The sequence below is a fragment of the Salinilacustrithrix flava genome (assembly GCF_041228405.1).
Classification (GTDB): Bacteria; Actinomycetota; Acidimicrobiia; order Acidimicrobiales; family Salinilacustritrichaceae; genus Salinilacustrithrix; species Salinilacustrithrix flava.
This window is the reverse complement of record NZ_CP133888.1, coordinates 294,491-311,719: the sequence shown is the minus strand read 5'-3', so window position 1 is coordinate 311,719 and position 17,229 is coordinate 294,491. Positions and strand designations below refer to the sequence as shown.

Annotated in this window: 20 protein-coding genes; 11 read left to right on the top strand and 9 right to left on the bottom strand. The window is 71.7% G+C overall.

All coding sequences use genetic code 11. From position 1 onward, the window contains the following. Positions 1-7 precede the first annotated feature (7 nt). Positions 8-2,257: a penicillin acylase family protein gene (locus RGQ06_RS01535; RefSeq protein ID WP_432428461.1), complete on the bottom strand. Its 2,250-nt coding sequence runs from the start codon at positions 2,255-2,257 to the stop codon at positions 8-10. 61 nt (positions 2,258-2,318) lie between these two features. Here RGQ06_RS01535 and RGQ06_RS01530 point away from each other — a divergent pair, with 61 nt between their 5' ends. The 5 genes from RGQ06_RS01530 (at position 2,319) to RGQ06_RS01510 (ending at position 7,382) form a co-directional block, all read left to right on the top strand. After that, positions 2,319-2,687 (top strand): hypothetical protein, encoded by a 369-nt coding sequence (locus tag RGQ06_RS01530; protein ID WP_432428460.1) that lies wholly within the window; start codon positions 2,319-2,321, stop codon positions 2,685-2,687. A gap of 126 nt (positions 2,688-2,813) precedes the next feature. Continuing rightward, the gene (locus tag RGQ06_RS01525; RefSeq protein ID WP_432428459.1) at positions 2,814-4,076 is read left to right on the top strand and encodes a SufB/SufD family protein; all 1,263 of its coding nucleotides are present in this window, start codon (positions 2,814-2,816) and stop codon (positions 4,074-4,076) included. Continuing rightward, the gene (locus tag RGQ06_RS01520) at positions 4,073-4,387 is read left to right on the top strand and encodes a non-heme iron oxygenase ferredoxin subunit (RefSeq protein WP_432428458.1); all 315 of its coding nucleotides are present in this window, start codon (positions 4,073-4,075) and stop codon (positions 4,385-4,387) included. Before RGQ06_RS01525 ends, RGQ06_RS01520 begins: the two co-directional genes overlap by 4 nt. Further along, positions 4,384-5,106 (top strand): Fe-S cluster assembly ATPase SufC, encoded by a 723-nt coding sequence (gene sufC, locus RGQ06_RS01515; RefSeq protein ID WP_432428457.1) that lies wholly within the window; start codon positions 4,384-4,386, stop codon positions 5,104-5,106. Before RGQ06_RS01520 ends, sufC (RGQ06_RS01515) begins: the two co-directional genes overlap by 4 nt. Before the next feature lie 194 nt (positions 5,107-5,300). Next, positions 5,301-7,382 carry a bifunctional diguanylate cyclase/phosphodiesterase gene (locus tag RGQ06_RS01510; RefSeq protein ID WP_432428456.1) on the top strand — a complete coding sequence of 694 codons (2,082 nt, stop codon included), beginning with the start codon at positions 5,301-5,303 and terminating at the stop codon, positions 7,380-7,382. 7 nt (positions 7,383-7,389) lie between these two features. On the opposite strand, the gene sufU is transcribed toward RGQ06_RS01510, so the two are convergent. The 4 genes from sufU to tatA all read right to left on the bottom strand — a co-directional run bounded on the left by sufU (position 7,390) and on the right by tatA (position 10,207). Beyond that, positions 7,390-7,902: a Fe-S cluster assembly sulfur transfer protein SufU gene (gene sufU, locus RGQ06_RS01505; RefSeq protein ID WP_432428455.1), complete on the bottom strand. Its 513-nt coding sequence runs from the start codon at positions 7,900-7,902 to the stop codon at positions 7,390-7,392. Between the two features lie 10 nt (positions 7,903-7,912). After that, on the bottom strand, positions 7,913-9,172 hold the full coding sequence (locus RGQ06_RS01500) for a SufS family cysteine desulfurase (protein WP_432428454.1): 1,260 nt from the start codon (positions 9,170-9,172) through the stop codon (positions 7,913-7,915). After that, entirely contained in the window at positions 9,169-9,954 is a 786-nt protein-coding gene (gene sufC, locus RGQ06_RS01495) for a Fe-S cluster assembly ATPase SufC (RefSeq protein WP_432428453.1), read from the bottom strand. Before sufC (RGQ06_RS01495) ends, RGQ06_RS01500 begins: the two co-directional genes overlap by 4 nt. Positions 9,955-10,021: 67 nt before the next feature. Further along, positions 10,022-10,207, bottom strand: coding sequence for a twin-arginine translocase TatA/TatE family subunit (gene tatA, locus RGQ06_RS01490; protein ID WP_432428452.1), 186 nt, complete (start codon positions 10,205-10,207; stop codon positions 10,022-10,024). A gap of 82 nt (positions 10,208-10,289) precedes the next feature. Here tatA and RGQ06_RS01485 point away from each other — a divergent pair, with 82 nt between their 5' ends. Further along, positions 10,290-11,450, top strand: coding sequence for a phosphodiester glycosidase family protein (locus tag RGQ06_RS01485; protein WP_432428451.1), 1,161 nt, complete (start codon positions 10,290-10,292; stop codon positions 11,448-11,450). A gap of 22 nt (positions 11,451-11,472) precedes the next feature. Here the strand turns inward: RGQ06_RS01485 and RGQ06_RS01480 are convergent, their stop codons facing one another. Genes RGQ06_RS01480 through RGQ06_RS01465 form a run of 4 tightly spaced genes read right to left on the bottom strand, consistent with a single transcriptional unit; the run spans position 11,473 to position 13,190 of the window. Then, the gene (locus RGQ06_RS01480) at positions 11,473-11,859 is read right to left on the bottom strand and encodes a hypothetical protein (RefSeq protein ID WP_432428450.1); all 387 of its coding nucleotides are present in this window, start codon (positions 11,857-11,859) and stop codon (positions 11,473-11,475) included. A 5-nt stretch (positions 11,860-11,864) separates the two neighbouring features. After that, positions 11,865-12,473, bottom strand: a complete 609-nt coding sequence (locus RGQ06_RS01475; protein WP_432428449.1) for an MBL fold metallo-hydrolase — start codon at positions 12,471-12,473, stop codon at positions 11,865-11,867. Between the two features lie 19 nt (positions 12,474-12,492). Beyond that, positions 12,493-12,912 carry a type II toxin-antitoxin system VapC family toxin gene (locus RGQ06_RS01470; RefSeq protein ID WP_432428448.1) on the bottom strand — a complete coding sequence of 140 codons (420 nt, stop codon included), beginning with the start codon at positions 12,910-12,912 and terminating at the stop codon, positions 12,493-12,495. After that, positions 12,909-13,190, bottom strand: coding sequence for a type II toxin-antitoxin system Phd/YefM family antitoxin (locus RGQ06_RS01465; RefSeq protein ID WP_432428447.1), 282 nt, complete (start codon positions 13,188-13,190; stop codon positions 12,909-12,911). The genes RGQ06_RS01470 and RGQ06_RS01465 overlap by 4 nt, the downstream gene beginning before the upstream one ends. 104 nt (positions 13,191-13,294) lie before the next feature. Here RGQ06_RS01465 and RGQ06_RS01460 point away from each other — a divergent pair, with 104 nt between their 5' ends. From RGQ06_RS01460 to RGQ06_RS01440, 5 genes are all read left to right on the top strand, one after another. Further along, positions 13,295-14,410 (top strand): acyl-CoA dehydrogenase family protein, encoded by a 1,116-nt coding sequence (locus RGQ06_RS01460; protein WP_432428446.1) that lies wholly within the window; start codon positions 13,295-13,297, stop codon positions 14,408-14,410. A gap of 205 nt (positions 14,411-14,615) precedes the next feature. Continuing rightward, positions 14,616-15,200 (top strand): RNA polymerase sigma factor, encoded by a 585-nt coding sequence (locus RGQ06_RS01455; RefSeq protein WP_432428445.1) that lies wholly within the window; start codon positions 14,616-14,618, stop codon positions 15,198-15,200. Next, positions 15,197-16,225 carry a hypothetical protein gene (locus RGQ06_RS01450; RefSeq protein WP_432428444.1) on the top strand — a complete coding sequence of 343 codons (1,029 nt, stop codon included), beginning with the start codon at positions 15,197-15,199 and terminating at the stop codon, positions 16,223-16,225. The genes RGQ06_RS01455 and RGQ06_RS01450 overlap by 4 nt, the downstream gene beginning before the upstream one ends. A 41-nt stretch (positions 16,226-16,266) precedes the next feature. Continuing rightward, entirely contained in the window at positions 16,267-16,716 is a 450-nt protein-coding gene (locus RGQ06_RS01445; RefSeq protein WP_432428443.1) for a hypothetical protein, read from the top strand. A 297-nt stretch (positions 16,717-17,013) separates the two neighbouring features. Continuing rightward, complete coding sequence (locus RGQ06_RS01440) at positions 17,014-17,229, top strand: hypothetical protein (RefSeq protein ID WP_432428442.1); 216 nt, start codon at positions 17,014-17,016, stop codon at positions 17,227-17,229.

Genomic DNA, 17,229 nt, shown 5'->3' with positions numbered 1-17,229 from the left:
GATGGCCTCAGCGGAGCTCGGTGACGGACCCGGTGGCGGCGTCGACGACGTCGGCGGACCAGCGCATGGGCCGGAGGCGCATGCCGGCCCAGTCGTCGAGCTGATCGAGGTGGTGGGGGGAGCGGCTGTCGCCGGAGACGCCGTGGGGCACGACCCAGCGCGAGCGGTCCCAGTCCCCGACATCGAACACGTACCGGGCCACCTGCCCGTTGGACGCGTCCGTCGACGGGGGTGCGGTCGATGTGGCCCAGACGCACTCGTTGTCGCCACCGAGCTCCACCGTGGGGGGCAGGACGACGTGGTCGGCCAGGTCGGGGCGCAGGGCCAGCAGGGGGTGGGCCCAGCGGGTGAGGTGGGCGGCACCCCAGCGCCACCGGGACGGGTCGGGGCCCTGGGCCAGCTCCAGGTTGCGGACGGCGAGGCGGAGCGCGGCGGTGAGCGTGCGGTCGCTGACCAGCTCCGGGTCGTCGATCCACCAGGCCAGCCGGGCGTTGGCGAAGCGCATGGTCTGGTGCAGCGACGGGCCGGCGACGCCCGGGAGGCGGTCCTCGGCGAGGCCGAGCTCGTGGACGAGCAGGCCGAGGAGCTCGCCACGCACGGTGCCGCACAGCGCGGCCGCGGCCGAGTCGGCGTCCATGTGGTGGTCCCAGCCGTCGAGGAGGGCGACGGCACGCACCTCCATCGGGTGGGCGGGCGACAGGGAGCGGAGACGCTCGGCCAGGAGCGCAGCGATGCCCGAGTGGGTGTCGCCGAGCAGCGCGCCGACCTCGTCGACCCGCCACCCGTCACGACCGCCGAGCAGCTCGGTGATGCGTCGCGCCCTCGTCGGGTGGGCCCAGTCGTGGGAGACGTAGGGGCCCTGGGCCGAGATGCGGTTGTTGGAGCTGACCAGGAACCCCCGGTCGGGATCCCGCCAGCGGGGGAGGTCCTCGTCGGGCACGTACCCCTGCCAGCCCGTGGCCGGGTCGGCGCCGTCGACCACCGTCCAGCCGTGCGACGCAGGCCGCACGGCGAGGCGGCCCCGCATCCGGTAGCCGATGGTCCCGGAGGCATCGGCCATCAGCACGTTGTTGACCGGCACCACCCAAGGGTCGAAGGCTCGGTCGAGGTCGTCGACCGAACGGGCCCGGAGCATGGGGAGCAGCGCGCCGGCGGTCGTGTCGACCTCCGAGGTCGCGGTCCAGCGCACTGCGATGCCGCTCCACCTGCCGCCCTGCTCGTGGGACGCGACCACCGGACCGGCCGGCGTGTCGATGCACTCGACCTCGACCGGGTCCCCGCCGGCGACGGCCACGTGCTCGACGCGGACCTCGGCGGTGCGCCAGGCGCCGTCGCGCCGGTGCTCCACCCCGCCGGGGCCGCGGCGCAGGTCGACGACGGACAGGTCCTGGTCGTCGGCCATGCCGTGGGTGATGCACCAGGCCACGTCCGGGTTGTGGCCGAAGTGGGGGAAGCCGGGCACGCCGGGGAACGACAGGCCGATGACGTCGAGGGGATCGGCGGGGTCGGTGCTGGTCAGGTGGTTCTGCCAGTACACGTTGGGCAGGTCGATCGCCCGGTGCGGGTCGCCGGCCAGGATCGGCCGCCCGGTCGCGGTCAGCACCGGCCCGATGACCAGGTTGTTGGAGCCGTGCTCGCCCGTGCCGCCGACGCCGGCGAGGGAGAAGCGGGACAGCAGGTCCGCCCCGGCGGGCAGGGCGGCAGCCACGTCGATGGGCACGGGCGCATCGGGTGCGCTGGGGTCGACGAGCACCTCGCTGGTCGCCGGCCACAGGCGGGCGACGGCGTCGGCACCGAGGCGGTGGACGAGCCCGCTCCGCCACAGCTTGGTCTCGTAGGTGCCCATCGCCAGGTGCCGGACCTCGTAGAGGGCGATCGAGTGCCACGCCTCCCACGGCTCGGGTACGACCCCGAGGGCGTCGAGCTCCGCCGGCAGGGTCGGGTCCGAGGCCGACCAGCGGTTCACGCCGGTTGCGTAGGCGTCGAGCACGGCGCGGGTCTCGTCGTCGAGGGCGTCCAGGCTGGCCCGGGCGTGGGTGGCGAGGCCCATGCGGCGGTGGAAGGAGTCGATGGCCACGGCCGAGGGACCCACCACCTCGGCGAGCGTGCCGAGCGCCCGCCGCCGGTCCAGCTCCATCTGCCAGATCCGGTCTTCGGCAGCGGCGAAGCCCTGGCCCTCGAAGGCAGCGAGGACGGACGACGCCCGCACGTGGGCGATGCCGTCGACGTCGCGGATGATCCGGATCCCCTGGGCCATGCGCCGATCCTGCCCGATCCGCGCGCGAGGAAGCGGGGGAGGGGGCTGCCACACTGATCCCATGCCGATGCGGCAGGACTGCAAGTACTTCGAATCCCGCACGTACCCGAACGGGGACACGGTGCGGAAGTGCGACCTCGACCTCGCGCCCCACGCCCCGTGGCGGTGCCCCGAGGACTGCCCGAAGTACGCCCCGCGCCTGGTCGACGTGAACTGGCAGCACGGCACGCTCGTGACCCCGGAGACCCCGGTGGAGCCGCCCGGGCTCGACGAGGACGACGGCTCCATCGCGGCGCTGCTCGACGCGGCCGAGGACATCGTGAACGCGGTCGGCGCCGAGATGGTGGCCGACGTGGAGCGGGAGCGCCGCGAGGCCGAGTCGCCGCGCTGGAAGCGGCTGTTCAAGCGGTCGCGCAAGAAGGATTCCTAGGCCGGGACGGCCCGTCCGGCGCTGGGGAACGACGGGGTTCCCTCGGTAGGCTCGCCCGTACGGAGGTCGTCTCGACCTCCGCTTCGCGCCCGCCCCCGTTCTCCCCAGAGGGACGCCCTGACCACGATGACCTCCACGTTCTCGCCCGACGCCGCCGCTGCCCTCCCCGGGCCGCAGTGGCTGGTCGACCGCCGCCGCGCAGCGGCCGAGCGCTTCGCCGGCGCCGAGCTCCCGTCCGCCGAGGAGGAGGTGTGGCGCTACAGCCGCATCGGTGACCTGTCCCTCGATCGCTACCGGCCCAGCACCGCCGATGACGCCGACGGCGCCGACCATGGTCGGGCCGACATGCTGCTCGAGCTCACCGCCGGCGCGTCCGCCGTCGTGTGGACCGTGGCCGGCCAGATCACCCGCGTCGACCTCGCCGACGGCTCGAAGGTCCAGATCTCCACCGGCGACGACCTGACCGCTGATGGACCCCTCGGCTCGGTGCTCGGCGACACGACCGACGCGCTGGGTGCGCTCCACGACGCCTTCGCCGCACCGATCGTCGTCGAGGTCCCGGCCGGCGCCGACGCCGGCCAGGTCGTGGTCGTCCACACGAGCGGTCCCGAGGGCGTGGCCTCCTTCCCCCGCCTCGTGGTCGAGCTCGGCCAGGCGTCCAGCGCCTCGGTCGTCGAGGTCCACCACGGCCCCGACGGCGTGCAGTCCCTGGCCCTCCCGGTCACCGAGCTGCGGGTCGGGCGGGACGCCACGCTGCGCCACCGCACCCTCCAGCTCCTCGGCGACGGCGCCTGGCAGATCGGCCGGCTGGCCTCCACGGTCGACCAGGGCGGCACGCTGCACGCCGGCACCGCGGCCTTCGGCGGCGACTACGCCCGCACCCGCATCGACACCACGCTCGCCGGGCGCGGCGCCCACGGAGAGATCACCGCCGCCTACTTCGGCGACGGCTCCCAGCTGCTCGACTTCCGCACCTTCCAGGACCACGTCGCCCCCGACACGACGTCGAACCTGCTGTTCAAGGGGGCGCTGGGCGAGAAGGGCGCATCGGTCTACACCGGCCTCATCAAGATCCGCCCCACCGCCCGCGGGACCCAGGCCTTCCAGACCAACCGCAACATCAAGCTGTCCGACGATGCCTGGGCCGAGTCGGTGCCGAACCTCGAGATCGAGAACAACGAGGTGCAGTGCAGCCACGCCTCGACCGTCGGCCCCGTCGATGCCGAGCAGCTCTTCTACCTGGAGAGCCGCGGCGTCCCCACCGGCCGGGCCGAGCGCCTGATCGTCCGAGGCTTCTTCGACGAGGTCCTCGACGGACTCGCCCTCGGCAGCCTCGAGGACGTGGTTCGCGCCTCGCTCGAGGCCAAGCTCGAGAGGACCATGCCATGAGCACCCGCGTCTGCTCCCTCGACGACGTCGGCCCCGACAGTGCGATCCGGGTTGACATCGACGGCCACCGCCTGGCCATCGTCCGCTGCGGCGACGACGTCTACGTCATCGGCGATCGCTGCACGCACGCCGACATCTCCCTGTCCGAGGGTGAGGTCGACTGCGAGGACGGCACCATCGAGTGCTGGAAGCACGGCAGCACCTTCCGCCTCGACGACGGCGTGCCGACGGTGCTCCCTGCCACCAAGCCGACCCCGACCTACGAAGTGATCGTGAAAGACGGCGACGTGTACGTGGAGCTGGACCGATGAGCACCCTCGAGATCAAGGGCCTGACCGCCGACGTGGCGGGCAAGCAGATCCTGAACGGCGTCGACCTCACCGTCTCCTCGGGCGAGGTGCACGCCGTCATGGGCCCGAACGGCGCCGGCAAGTCCACCCTGTCCGGCGTGCTCGCCGGCCACCCCAGCTTCACGGTCACCGGCGGCACCGCCACGCTCGACGGCGTCGACCTGCTCGCCATGCCCGCCTGGGAGCGGGCCAAGGCCGGCCTGTTCCTCGCGATGCAGTACCCGGTCGAGGTCCCCGGCGTCCGCCTGGAGGAGATGCTGGTCGAGTCCGCCGTCGCGGCCGGGCGAGACCCCGCCGCCGTGGCCGGCACCATCGCCGCCGAAGCCGCCAACATCGGCTTCGAGGCCCGGTTCCTCGACCGGCCCCTCAACGTCGACCTGTCCGGCGGCGAGAAGAAGCGGAACGAGACGGTGCAGCTGGCCACGGTTCGGCCTCGCATCGCGATCCTCGACGAGATCGACTCCGGCCTCGACATCGATGCCCTCCGCGACGTGAGCCGACGCATCGAGCAGCTCACCGAGGAAGGTCTCGGCGTGCTGGCCATCACCCACTACCGGCGCCTGTTCAGCGAGCTGGTTCCCGATGTGGTGCACGTGCTCGTCGCCGGCCGGATCGAGCGCAGCGGCGGCCCCGAGATCGTCGAAGAGCTCGAGGCATCCGGCTACGGCGCGGAGGGCTGACCACTCCGGAGCGTGCGGAGGTTCCAGTTCCTCCCTTTTGGTCCTCGCGAACGCGCAGCGCGTTCGCTCCGATGCGCTGAGAATCCGAAATCAACGGATCCGGATCACGTACAGTCCCGCCTGGGAGAGCGCCTGTCGTACCGGCGGACCGTGGGGTCCGCCCGGCCGGTGTGCGGAACGACGTGGAGGACGGCGTGACAAGCGGGCGAGAGGCCTCAGCGCAGGCTGGGCCCGACGACGCTGTCGGGGCCCCGGTCCGCCGCGCTCGCTTCCAGCCCATCGTCGATCTCCGCACCGGACGCCCCATCGGCTGGGAGGCCCACCCCCACCGCTGGGTCGAGGACGCCCCCGACGGCGGCCTCGCCGTGCTCGCCTCGCTCGAAGCCGCCGGGTCACCACCCGACGACGGCCTCGTCTTCGTCCACGTCAGCGCCGACCTGCTGGGCGACCCCCGCCTCTACGAGGAGTGCGAGCGGCTCGGTTCGCGGGTCGTGGTCGACGTGCGGGGTGCCGAGGTCGACCGGCTCATCGACCTGTCCTCCGAGCTCGACGCGCTGGCCACCGCCGGCATCCACCTCTCCATCGAGAACACCTCCGGTGTGAGCCTGGCCCTCATCGCGCGGGTGCGCCCCACGTTCGTGAAGCTCGATCCGCCCATCGTGCGCGACATCGTGCACGATCCGGCCAACCGCTCCGTCGTGCGGGCCTACGTCGCCTTCGCCGAGCACGAGGGCATCCACGTCATCGCCGAGGGTGTCGAGCGCCACGACCAGCTCGACGAGCTCCGCTCGCTCGGTGTCGTGCTGGCCCGGGGACCGCTCTTCGGCCAGCCCTCCGGCGACTGGGCACCGCCCAGCCCCCGCCGGCGACGGCCACCGTTGGTCCTCGACACGGTGCGCGCGGCCAAGGAGGTCCTCGGTGGCGCCGCCGACGCCGACGCCGTCGCCGAGCAGCTGGTGGTCGAGCTCGAGCGCATCGGCGACTGCTCGGCCGTGTACTACGAGCGCGACGGCCTCCTGCGCTGCGTGGCCGAGGACGGCCACGCCGAGGTGATCGACGGGATCCCGGTCCGGTCCGGCCTCCTGGGCTCGGCGTTCCGGGCCGGCGGACTGGTGCACGGCGACGATCCCCACGGCGGCGGAAAGCGCCTCGCCCACGCGATCCACGTCTCCGACCGTGCGGTGGGCGTGGCCACCGTCGTCAGTGCGTCCGGCTTCACCGCCGAGCAGGAGTCCCACCTCATCGAGCTGGTCGGGCTCGCCGGCACTCGGATCGCCGAGGTCGGAGCACCCCGTGCCGCGACCGCCATGCACGTGCTGGCCCGGGCCACGAACGAGCTGGCACTGCTCACCGACGTCCACCAGGTCGAGATCGCCGCCGCCCGCCTCGCCGGACTCGTCGGGGGGATGTCTTCGACGATGTTCGCGCTGCCCGGCACCACCGGCCTCGACATCAAGTCACTCCAAGGACCTCTCGCCCCGGAGCTGCGCCAGCTCAGCCCCGAGACCCTGCGTCGCCTGCTCGACCACGTCGGGACCGCGTCGAGCTGCTTCGTGGCCGCCGAGCGCTCGGGCATGCGCCCCGAGCTGGCGAAGCTGTGCGAGGCCGGAGCGTCATCGGTCGTGGTGCTGCCCGTGCGCTCGGGCGAGCGCGGCGTCGGGCTGCTGCTGCTGGCCGACCACGCCCCGATGTCGCTCGCGCTCGACGTCCGCGAGGCGATCGAGCTGCTGGCCAGCGGTCTCGGTCGGGCCCTCGACATGGTCATGTTGGTCGACGACCTGCGCACCCAGGCCACCGTCGACACCCTCACCGGCCTCGGCAACCTGGCGGCGTTCCAGGAGGCGCTGTCGAACATGGGCGCTCGCCGGCGCGGCGGCTGGGCGCTGGCCATGGCCGACGTCGACGGACTGAAGATCATCAACGACACCCACGGCCACCTCACGGGCGACTTCGCCCTGCGGAGCCTGGCCACGGTCTTGCACGACGTGCTGCGCAGCGAGGACCGCATGTTCCGCATCGGCGGCGACGAGTTCGCCGCGCTCCTCCAGGACGTCGACCCCGAGGGCGCGGCCGACGTCGGCCGCCGCATGTGCGAGGCGGCGGCGTCGGTGATGGCGGACTTCGGCGCCGGCCTGTCGGTCGGCATCGCCATCCCCGAGCAGGGCGAGCGCCCGGACGAGTTCATCGACCGCGCCGACAAGATGCTCTACGAGGTGAAGCGCAGCGAGCGCGGCACCGTGCGGGTGGCGCCGTCGACGGAGCGCACCGCCGACTGAGGTCGGTTCAGCCTGCGGTCGCCTCGTCGATGCCCTGGGCCAGGGTGTTCCACGAGAGGGTGGCGCACTTGATGCGCACCGGGAACTTCACCACGCCGCGAAGGGCCTCGAGGTCGCCGAGCTTGACCTCTTCGGGCACGTCGGCGATCTCGCTGGGGTCGATGCCGGACTCGCCGGACTCCTCGAGCCCCTCGCCCTCGCCGTCGAGGCTCTGCTCGTGGATGGACATCATGGCCTTGAACGCCTTGGTGAGGCCCTTGACCTCGGCGAGCGACTTGCCCTTCACCGCCGCCGACATCATCGACGCCGACGACTGGCTGATCGAGCAGCCCTGGCCGCCGATGCGGATGTCCTTGACGGTGTCGTCCTCGACGTCGACGTAGACCACGATCTCGTCCCCGCACAGCGGGTTGAAGCCCTCGACCCGGGTGGCCGGGGGGCTCTCCAGCTCGCCCTTGTTCCGGGGCGACCGGTAGTGGTCGAGGATGATCTCGCGGTAGAGGTCTTCGAGTCCTGGCATCCGTGGGTCCTTAGAAGCTGAAGAACTGGCCGGCCGCATCCATGGCGTCGGCGAGGGCGTCGATGTCGTCGGTGTCGTTGTACACGTAGAGCGAGGCCCGTGCGGTGGCGTTCACGCCGAGGGCGCGCATGAGCGGCTTGGCGCAGTGGTGGCCGGCCCGCACGCAGACACCGTGCTCGTCGAACACCTGGGTCAGGTCGTGAGGGTGGATGTCCTTGTAGGCGAAGGAGAACACGCCGCCCCGAGCGGCGGGCTCGCTCGGGCCGTGGATGGTGACGTCGTCGCCGAAGCGCTCGGTCAGGGTGCGCAGCGTGTAGGCGGTGAGCTCGACCTCGTGCTGGCGCACGGCGTCCATGCCGAGCCCGGTGAGGTACTCGCACGCCGCGCCGAGGCCGACGGCCTCGGCGATCATGGGCGTGCCGGCCTCGAACTTCCAGGGCAGCTCGGTGTGGGTGAAGCCGTCCTTGGTGACGTTGAGGATCATCTCGCCGCCGCCCAGGAACGGCGGGGTGGCCTCGAGGATCTCCTCGGTGCCGTAGAGCACGCCGATGCCGGTGGGGCCGAGCAGCTTGTGGCCGGTGAAGGCCACGAAGTCAGCGCCCCAGGCCTGCACGTCGGTGGTGATGTGGGGCACGTGCTGGCTGGCGTCGACGATGGCGATGGCGCCGGCGTCGTGGGCCTTGGCGACGAGCTCGGCCACAGGCGTCACCGTGCCGAGCACGTTGGACATGGCCGTGAAGGACAGCACCTTGGCGCCGTCGAGGAGGCGGTCGAGATCACCGACGTCGAGGTGGCCCTCGTCGGTCACCGGGATCCAGCGCAGCTCGATGCCGATGGCCTCGGCCAGCTGGTGCCAGGGGACGATGTTGGCGTGGTGCTCCATCTCGGTGAGCACGACGGCGTCGCCCTCGCGGAGGTGCTTGGTGCCCCATGCGCGGACCACCAGGTTCATCGCCTCGGTGGCGTTCTTGGTGAAGACCACGTTGCGGTCCGACGGGGCGCCGATGAAGCGCCGCACGATGCCACGGGCGCCCTCGATCGCCTCGGTGGCCTCCTGGGCGATGAGGTAGGTGCCGCGGTGGACGTTGGCGTTGGACCGCTCGTAGTAGTGGTCCATGGCGTCGAGCACCGATTGGGGCTTCTGGGAGGTGTTGGCCGAGTCCAGGTAGACGAGCCGGGTGCCCCGGATGTCGCGGGACAGGATCGGGAAGTCCTTGCGGATCCGGGCGACGTCGAGGCGGGCCGACCCGGTGGTGCCCGCCTCGCTCATGCGTCCACCCCGCGGAAGGCCTCGTAGCCCTCGGCCTCGAGCTGGTGGGCGAGCTCCATGCCGCCGGACGCGACGATGCGGCCGTCGACCAGGACGTGGACGTGGTCGGGGCGCAGGTGCTCCAGCAGGCGCTGGTAGTGGGTGATGAGCACGACGCCGAGCTCGGGGCGGGCGTTGCGCACCTCGTTGACGCCCTTGGCCACCACCTGGAGGGCGTCGATGTCGAGGCCGGAGTCGGTCTCGTCGAGGATGGCGATCTCGGGTTCGAGGATGGCCATCTGCAGGATCTCGTTGCGCTTCTTCTCGCCGCCGGAGAAGCCCTCGTTGAGGTAGCGGTCGGCGAAGGACGGGTCCATCTCGAGGCGCTCCATCCACTCCATGATCGACAGGCGCAGCTCGAGGACCGACAGATCGATGCCCTTGCGGGCCGACAGCGCCTGGCGCAGGAAGTTGATGACCGACACGCCGGCGATGGACTGGGGGTACTGGAAGCCGAGGAACATGCCGGCCTTGCCGCGCACGTCGACGTCCCAGTCGGTGATGTCGTCGCCCCGCAGGCGGATGGTGCCGGCGGTGACCTCGAAGTCGGGGTTCCCGAGGAGGGTGTTGGCCAGCGTGGACTTGCCTGAGCCGTTCGGGCCCATGATGGCGTGGATCTCGCCCGGCTGGACCGTGAGGTCGATGCCCTTGAGGATCTCCGCAGCCGCCTCGCCCGCCGGAGCCTCAGCGACCCGCGCGTGCAGGTCGTCGATCTCGAACAGGGGCGTGGTGGGCGCAGCCATGTCCGTCAGTGTATTACCACTACGGCCGTAGTGATAATGGGTGTGACGAGCGTCCCGCTGGCGCCGTTCAGGCGTCCTTGGTGCGCTCGGTGGTGGTGTCGTCCGCGTCGTGGTTCTCGGCGCCGTCCTTCAGCCCGCGCTTGAACTCGTTCTGGGCCTGACCGAGGGAGCGGGCCAGCTTGGGCAGCTTGGCGCCGCCGAACAGCAACAGGATCACGATGAGGATGATGATGAGCTCTGGTCCCTGAGGCATACCACCGCCACGGTACCGCAGGGCCTGCCACACTGTTCCGCCAGAGGTCGACCGCCGGGGGCGACCCCGTGCGGAGGTGGGGATGTCCGCGAGGCGGATCCGTCAGCTGGTGCTCGCCGGCCTGGTCGTCGCGCTGCTCGGCCTGGGGCCGTCCGCGTCCGGCGAGCACGAGTGGGGCTGGGAGCTGCTGGCCCGCGACGTGCTCTGGGAGGGCGTCGAGTTCACGATCGTGCAGGAGCCGACACCCGTCCGGACCCACGTGGTGCACGTGCACCCGGGCGCCCCGGTCCGGGTGAAGCCGGTCGTGTCCGCCGGGCGGGTGGGCAGCACGCGCGAGACGGTCTCGTCGATGTGCGCCCGCACCGGCTCGGTGGCCTGCATCAACGCCAACTTCGCCACCTGCCCGACCTGCCACATGCCCCACGGCGCGGTGGTGCGCAAGTTCCAGTTCGTGCAGTCGCCCACCGACCACCAGTACCAGCTCAAGATCCAGGACGGCCGCATGCAGACCGGCCCGATCGAGTGGTCGGCCCGGCTCGAGGCGCTCCGGCCGGAGGGCCTCCAGCAGCTGCCGATCACGGGCGTCAACATCGGCACCCGGCGCGACCAGATCACGCTGCACGACAAGAACTTCGGGGCCAGCACCGGCTCCCCGCCCGGGACGGTGGAGCTCGTCGTGCGGGCGCCCACGCCGCAGTGGACCGGCGGGGTCCGCCAGCGGGCCACGGTCCTGCGCCTCGAGACCGGCGGGAACGCCACCATCCCACGCCGCGGCGCCGTGCTGAGCGGATCGGGCATGGGCGCGCACGTCCTGTGGGCCTTCGCCAGGGACAACGCCGACGTGCCCCTCGACCTCGTCGTGGAGTCGCCGGCCGGGCTCGAGATGGCGGTGTCCGGGCACCCGCCCCTGCTCGCGGGCGGCGTGGCCACCGAGCTCGATCAGATCGACGGCAAGGTCACCGGCCTGCACCCCCGGACGCTCGTGGGATGGGACGACGCCGGCTCGATGTGGTTCGTCGTCGTCGACGGCCGCCAGGCCCACAGCCGCGGACTCACGCTGGACGAGTCACGGGAGCTGCTGGAGCGGCTCGGGGCGACCCACGGCATCAACCTCGACGGCGGTGGGTCCTCGACGATGGTGACGTCGTGCGCCCAGGGGTGGTGCGTGCGGAACCGTCCGAGCGACGGGCGTGAGCGGTTGGTGCCTGTCGGTCTCGCGATCGTGCCGCCCGAGAAGTGGTGAGCGGACGCTGGGATCGGACCCGTCAGCCCTCGCTGTCGCGGAGGTCTTCCTTCCAGGCGCGGAAGCGCTCGTGCACCGTCCCACTGGGGCCGGTGCCCTCGGCGGAGCCGTCCGGGAACAGCCGGAGCGTGTAGGCGCGGTCCAGGTCGTCCTCGTGGGCGGCCCAGTAGCGGGCGTGGCCCTTCGACGCCGGACCGGCCCGCCACAGGATCCACGGGCCGATGCGTCGCTTGTACTCGGCGACCGGCGCATCGGGCAGGTCGTCGCCGAGCGAGGTGAGGCTGTCCGGCGCCTCGACCCACGCCGTGGCCGGGATGTTCCGGTCGCGGATGGGGGTCGGCGGCAGGTCGGCGGTGTGGACGGGCGTGTCGTCGGTGGGGCGCTCGTCGTAGGGGAGTGCGTCGGACACCGGGCTCACCAACCCCGGTCGATCCACTCCTGGAGGTGCGGACGTTCCGTGCCGATCGTGGTGTCGTCGCCGTGGCCGGGGAGCACCAGCGTGTCCGGCGGCAGGGTGAAGAGGCGCTGGTCGAGCGAGGCGATGATCGTGTCGAAGTCGCCGCCCTCGAAGGAGGTGTTGCCCGGGCCGCCCGGGAACAGGGTGTCGCCGGAGAACAGGATCGGCGCGCCGTCGAGGCGGAAGCTCATCGAGCCGGGCGTGTGGCCGGGGGAGTGGATGGTGTGGAGGCGCAGGCGGCCGACCTCGATGACGGACTCGTCCTCGAGGATCTCGTCGTAGGCGGGGAGCATGGCGGCGTCCTCGGCGGTGACGTGGACGCTGTAGCCGGCGTCGCGCAGCTCGGGCACGGCCTGGATGTGGTCCCAGTGCCCGTGGGTCTCGATGACGGTGCGCACCCCGAGGCGCTGGCACAGCTCCAGCAGCCGATCGTGCTCGTTGGCCGCGTCGATGAGGAGGGCGTCGCCGGTCTGCTTGCAGCGCAGGACGAACACGTTGTTGTCCATCGGCCCCACCACCACCTTGTGGATCTCGGCGGCCGTGTCCTCCCAGTGCAGCGTGCTCATGCGCTCAGCCTAAGTCGGCTCAGAGATCCTCGCGGGGGGCGATGACCTCGAAGCCGAGGCCGGCCGCCGCCGGGATCTGGCGGCGGTCGAAGGTGAGGTAGCGGACCGGCGCAGGCAGGCGCTCGGCGGCGGCCAGGTGGATCGCGTCGGTGGAGCGGACTCGGAACGTCGCCCCGATGTCCACGGCCCGGGCCAGGCAGCGGTCGTCCACCGGCACGACGTGGAACCGCTCCCAGTCGGCGCGCAGCGAGGCCCACAGGACGTCGTGCTGGCCGGGCGTGACCGCGACGGCGTGCATGGCCTGGAGGGTCTCGGTGCGGGCGAGCGCCGAGGCGCACCACGTGTCGGCCTCGGCCATGGCCTCGGTGACCAGGCCGTGGCCGCTCGTGCGCACGTAGCGACGGAGCAGGGCCGAGGTGTCGATGGCGAGCAACGTCACTCCCGCCCCCGCAGCTCGGTGAGCACGTCGGCGATGCGGATGTCGACGGCGACGTCGATGGGCGCGGGGTCGATCGGTTGCGTGCCGGGCCGCTGCGGCGGCTGGACGAGCCCGGTCGCCACCAGGTCCTCGAGGCTCGGGGCCGTCGTGGGCTCGATCGGGCCGAGCTGGGCGGACGGGACGCCGTCGACGGTGACGACGATCCGCTCGCCGGCGGCGGCCCGGCGCAGCACGGCCGCGACGTTGTTGCGCAGCTCCCGTACGCCGATCGACTCCACGGCAGCGACCGTAGCACCGGTGTACACAACACGGGTTGAGACGGTGGCCCGGCGCGCCTACCTTGACCGGCCAGTCAAGGAACCGCCGACAGGGAGACCCAAACGTGAACTTCGCCTTCTCCGAAGAGCAGGAAGAGCTGCGCAACATCGTGCGCTCGTTCCTCGAGAACAAGTCGTCCGAGGAGACCGTCCGTGAGCTGATGGAGACGGAGAAGGGCTTCGACGACGCCGTCTGGAGCCAGATGGCCGAGCAGATGGGCCTGCAGAGCCTCATCATCCCCGAGGAGTACGGCGGCTCGGGCTACAGCTACGTCGAGCTGTGCGTGGTGCTCGAGGAGATGGGTCGCCGCCTCCTGGCCGCCCCGTACTTCTCCACCGTCGTCCTCGGCGCCAACACCATCCTCCAGAGCGGCGACGACGCCGCCAAGAAGGACCTGCTCCCCGGCATCGCCTCGGGCGAGACCAAGGCCACCCTCGCCATCACCGAGTCCAACGGCCGCTGGGACGAGTCCGGCATCGAGGCCACCGCCACCAAGTCGGGCGACGGCTACACGATCTCGGGCGAGAAGATGTTCGTGCTCGACGGCCACACCGCCGACCTGATCGTCGTCGCGGCCAAGACCGACGCCGGCACCTCCCTGTTCACCGTGAAGTCCGACGCCTCGGGCCTCACCCGCGAGGCGCTGTCCACCATGGACCAGACCCGCAAGCAGGCCAAGCTCACCTTCGCCGACACCCCGGCCACGCTGCTCGGCACCGAGGGCAAGGGCTGGGACGTGCTGTCCACCGTCCTCGACCTCACCGCCGTCGCCCTGGCCGCCGAGCAGGTCGGTGGCGCCCAGTTCGTGCTCGAGATGGCCGTCCAGTACGCCAAGGACCGCGTCCAGTTCGGCCGGCCCATCGGTTCGTTCCAGGCCATCAAGCACAAGTGCGCCGACATGCTGCTCGAGGTCGAGTCGGCCAAGTCCGCCGCCTACTACGCCGCCTGGTGCGCCGCCGAGATGAACGACGAGCTGCCCTCGGTCGCCTCCCTGGCCAAGGCCTACTGCTCCGAGGCGTACTTCCACGCCGCGGCCGAGAACATCCAGATCCACGGTGGCATCGGCTTCACCTGGGAGCACCCGGCCCACCTGTACTTCAAGCGGGCCAAGAGCTCCGAGCTGCTGTTCGGCGACCCGACCTACCACCGCGAGCTGCTCGCCCAGCGCATCGGCATCTGACCGATCGGCCCGCCGGGCCGCTGCGAGAGCTGACCGAGGGGGCGCCGACGGCGCCCCCTCGGCGCGTCTGGGCACTGGGCGGCGATTCGTCGACGAATCGGTGCGTGGTTCTGTAAAGCCGACGAATCGCCGACGAATCGTCCCCCACTCTTTCGGACAAGTCGTGAAGGATCCCGGGCTCCGCGACGTCCAAGGGGTGATGCAGATGACCGACGACCCACTCGTGGGCAGACCCCGCCGGCGGGACGCCCGTGACGAGCGCCTCGTCGAGGCCGCCCGCCTCGGCGACCACGCCGCCTTCACCACCCTCCTGCGACGCCACGACGACCAGATGCGGGCCCTGGCCTGGTCGGTGCTTCGCGACCGGGCCGCCATGGACGATGTCCTGCAGGACGCCTACCTGAAGGCGTACCGCAACCTCGACCGGTTCCGGGGCGACGCCCGCTTCAGCACCTGGCTGCACCGCATCGTCTACCGGTCCTGCCTGGATCACGTCCGGCGCCGGCGCGAGGTCGTCGGCCTCACCGACGACGCCGAACCGCCTGCCCCCGGTCGTCCCCAGGGCGACGTCGACGAGCGCCTCGCCCTCGAGCAGGCCCTCGCCGGCCTCGACCCCGAGACCGCGGCCGCACTGGTCCTCGTCGACCGCGACGGCCACAGCTACGAGGAGGCCGGGCACGTGCTCGGCATCCCGGCCGGCACCGTCGCCAGCCGCCTCCACCGCGGGCGCCGCGCTCTGCGCGCCGTGCTCGACCCCACCCGCTCCGATCGGCATGGAGAGATCCGATGAACGAGCCCCGAGACACCCTCGTCGGTGACGCCCTGCGCCGCCTCGACGTGCCCGACCACGCCCCGGACTTCTGGGCCGCGCTCGAGGCGCGCCTCGGCGACGGCGGCACCGACACCGACGATCCCCCCACCGATGCACAGGAAGAGGAGGCCACCGTGGTCGACCTGCAGGACTCCCCGGCGGCGCAGCGCGCCGCCCAGCGCAACCGGACCCCGATGCTCGCCCTCGTCGCCGCCGTGGCGGTGGTCGTCGCCCTGGTGGTCGGTGTGTCCGTCCTCCGCGGGGGCGGTGACGACGAGTCCCAGCTCGATGTGGCCGACGACCTCACCGAGGCGCCCGAGACCAGCGAACCCGACGTGTCGCCGCCTCCGGCCGAGGACGATGCCAACACCGACACCACGGCACCGCCGGAGACCACGACCTCGGTCGTGCCCGGTGACGAGCTCGCCGCCGAGGCGGAGCAGACCGCGGTGGCCTGGATCGACGCCCTCGGCGCAGGTGACATGGACGCGGCCTACGACCTGTTCGACGAGCAGACCCGGGCCGATCTGGACCGAGCGGGGTTCGAGGAGCTCGCCAGTGGTCTGGCCGAGGGTGCAGCCACCTTCGCCGCCGACGGCATCGCCCGCGAGGTCGAGGTCATCGAGGCGGCGTCCGGGGTGTTCCACGTCGTGACCTTCTCCGGCGACGTCCAGCGAGAGGGCATGATCGAGACCGCGAGCTATCCGGTCGTCGTGACCGGCACCGGCGTGCACTTCGCCCTCGCCGGCCCGCAGGTCGAGCTGGACCCCGACTACGCCCGGTCGTCCGGGACGACGCTGGCCGCTCCGCTCGAGGTCCTCGTCTCGGACACCGCGGACACCTGGCTCTGGGTGGACGGCGACGAGCCGGAGCGCGTCCTCGCCGGTGGCGAGCTGGTCCTCGGCGAGGAGGCGTTGGGCGGTGCCGGCACCCACGTCGCCACGATCGTCGCGATCGAGGGCGACCGCATCACCGCCCGGTCCTACACCGTCGTCGTGCCCTGATCGACCAGGGTGGACGGGGACCGCGTCGCTAGCGTGCCGACGTGGTCCTCGTCTTCGCGATCGTCGGTGCGCTGCTGATCTTCGCCATCGCTGCGGCGTTCGTCGGCTCCGAGACCTTCCGGCTGGGCCACACGCCGACGACGACGGTGTTCGACATGGACGAGGCCGTCATCCACGTCGCCGAGAACCTCAGCGTGGAATCCGCGATGGGCCTCACCATGGACGAGGTCAAGCAGCTCATCCAGTTCTCGCTCCAGCACCTGCGGACCCGGGGTCTGAGCGCCATGCCGGGCGAGGAGCTGGAGCACGACGTCGAGCGCGCCCCGGTCGTGGTGGCCGACGACGAGGCCGTCGCGGTGGTGCTCGGCCGAGCCGACGAGGTCGGCATGGAGGTCACCGACGACGCCGTCTACGAGGTGCTGGACCTGCTGCTCGGCCACCTGGTGGAGATCGGTGCGGTCGGCCCAGCGGTGCCGCCGCCGGAGCTCTGAGCGGTCCGGAAAGGCGCGATCCGCGAGCGGCGCGACGGGGCTAGCATCTTCGGCACCAGAGAAGGGAGGTGGTCCAACACATGTACGACAATCGTCTTGGGACCCTGGAGGTGGCTGGCCGCTAGGTCAGTCCTCTCGGACCGACTTGGTGGAATCCCACCGAGCCACCGCCGAGCGAATCGGCCGGGAGCTGGTCCCACCCGGTGCACACCACAACGATCGCTCGGTCCTGAAGAACTGGAACGGGGAGGTGCTGGCATTGCCCGGCGCCTCCCCGTCCCGCGTATCGTGCCCGGCATGTCTGATCGCCTCGTTCGGATCGAAGAGCACCGGTGGCTGGGCGACAAGCGCTCCTTCGTCGTCCACGACCAGGACAACGTCTGCGACAAGGCCGTGCTCGACGACATCGCCGCGGCCGAGTCGTGGCTGACCTTCGGTCCCGACACGAGCGTCGAGGCCCGCAACCGCGGCTACAAGGTCTGCCCGGCCTGCGCAGCCAAGAGCGCCGACTGA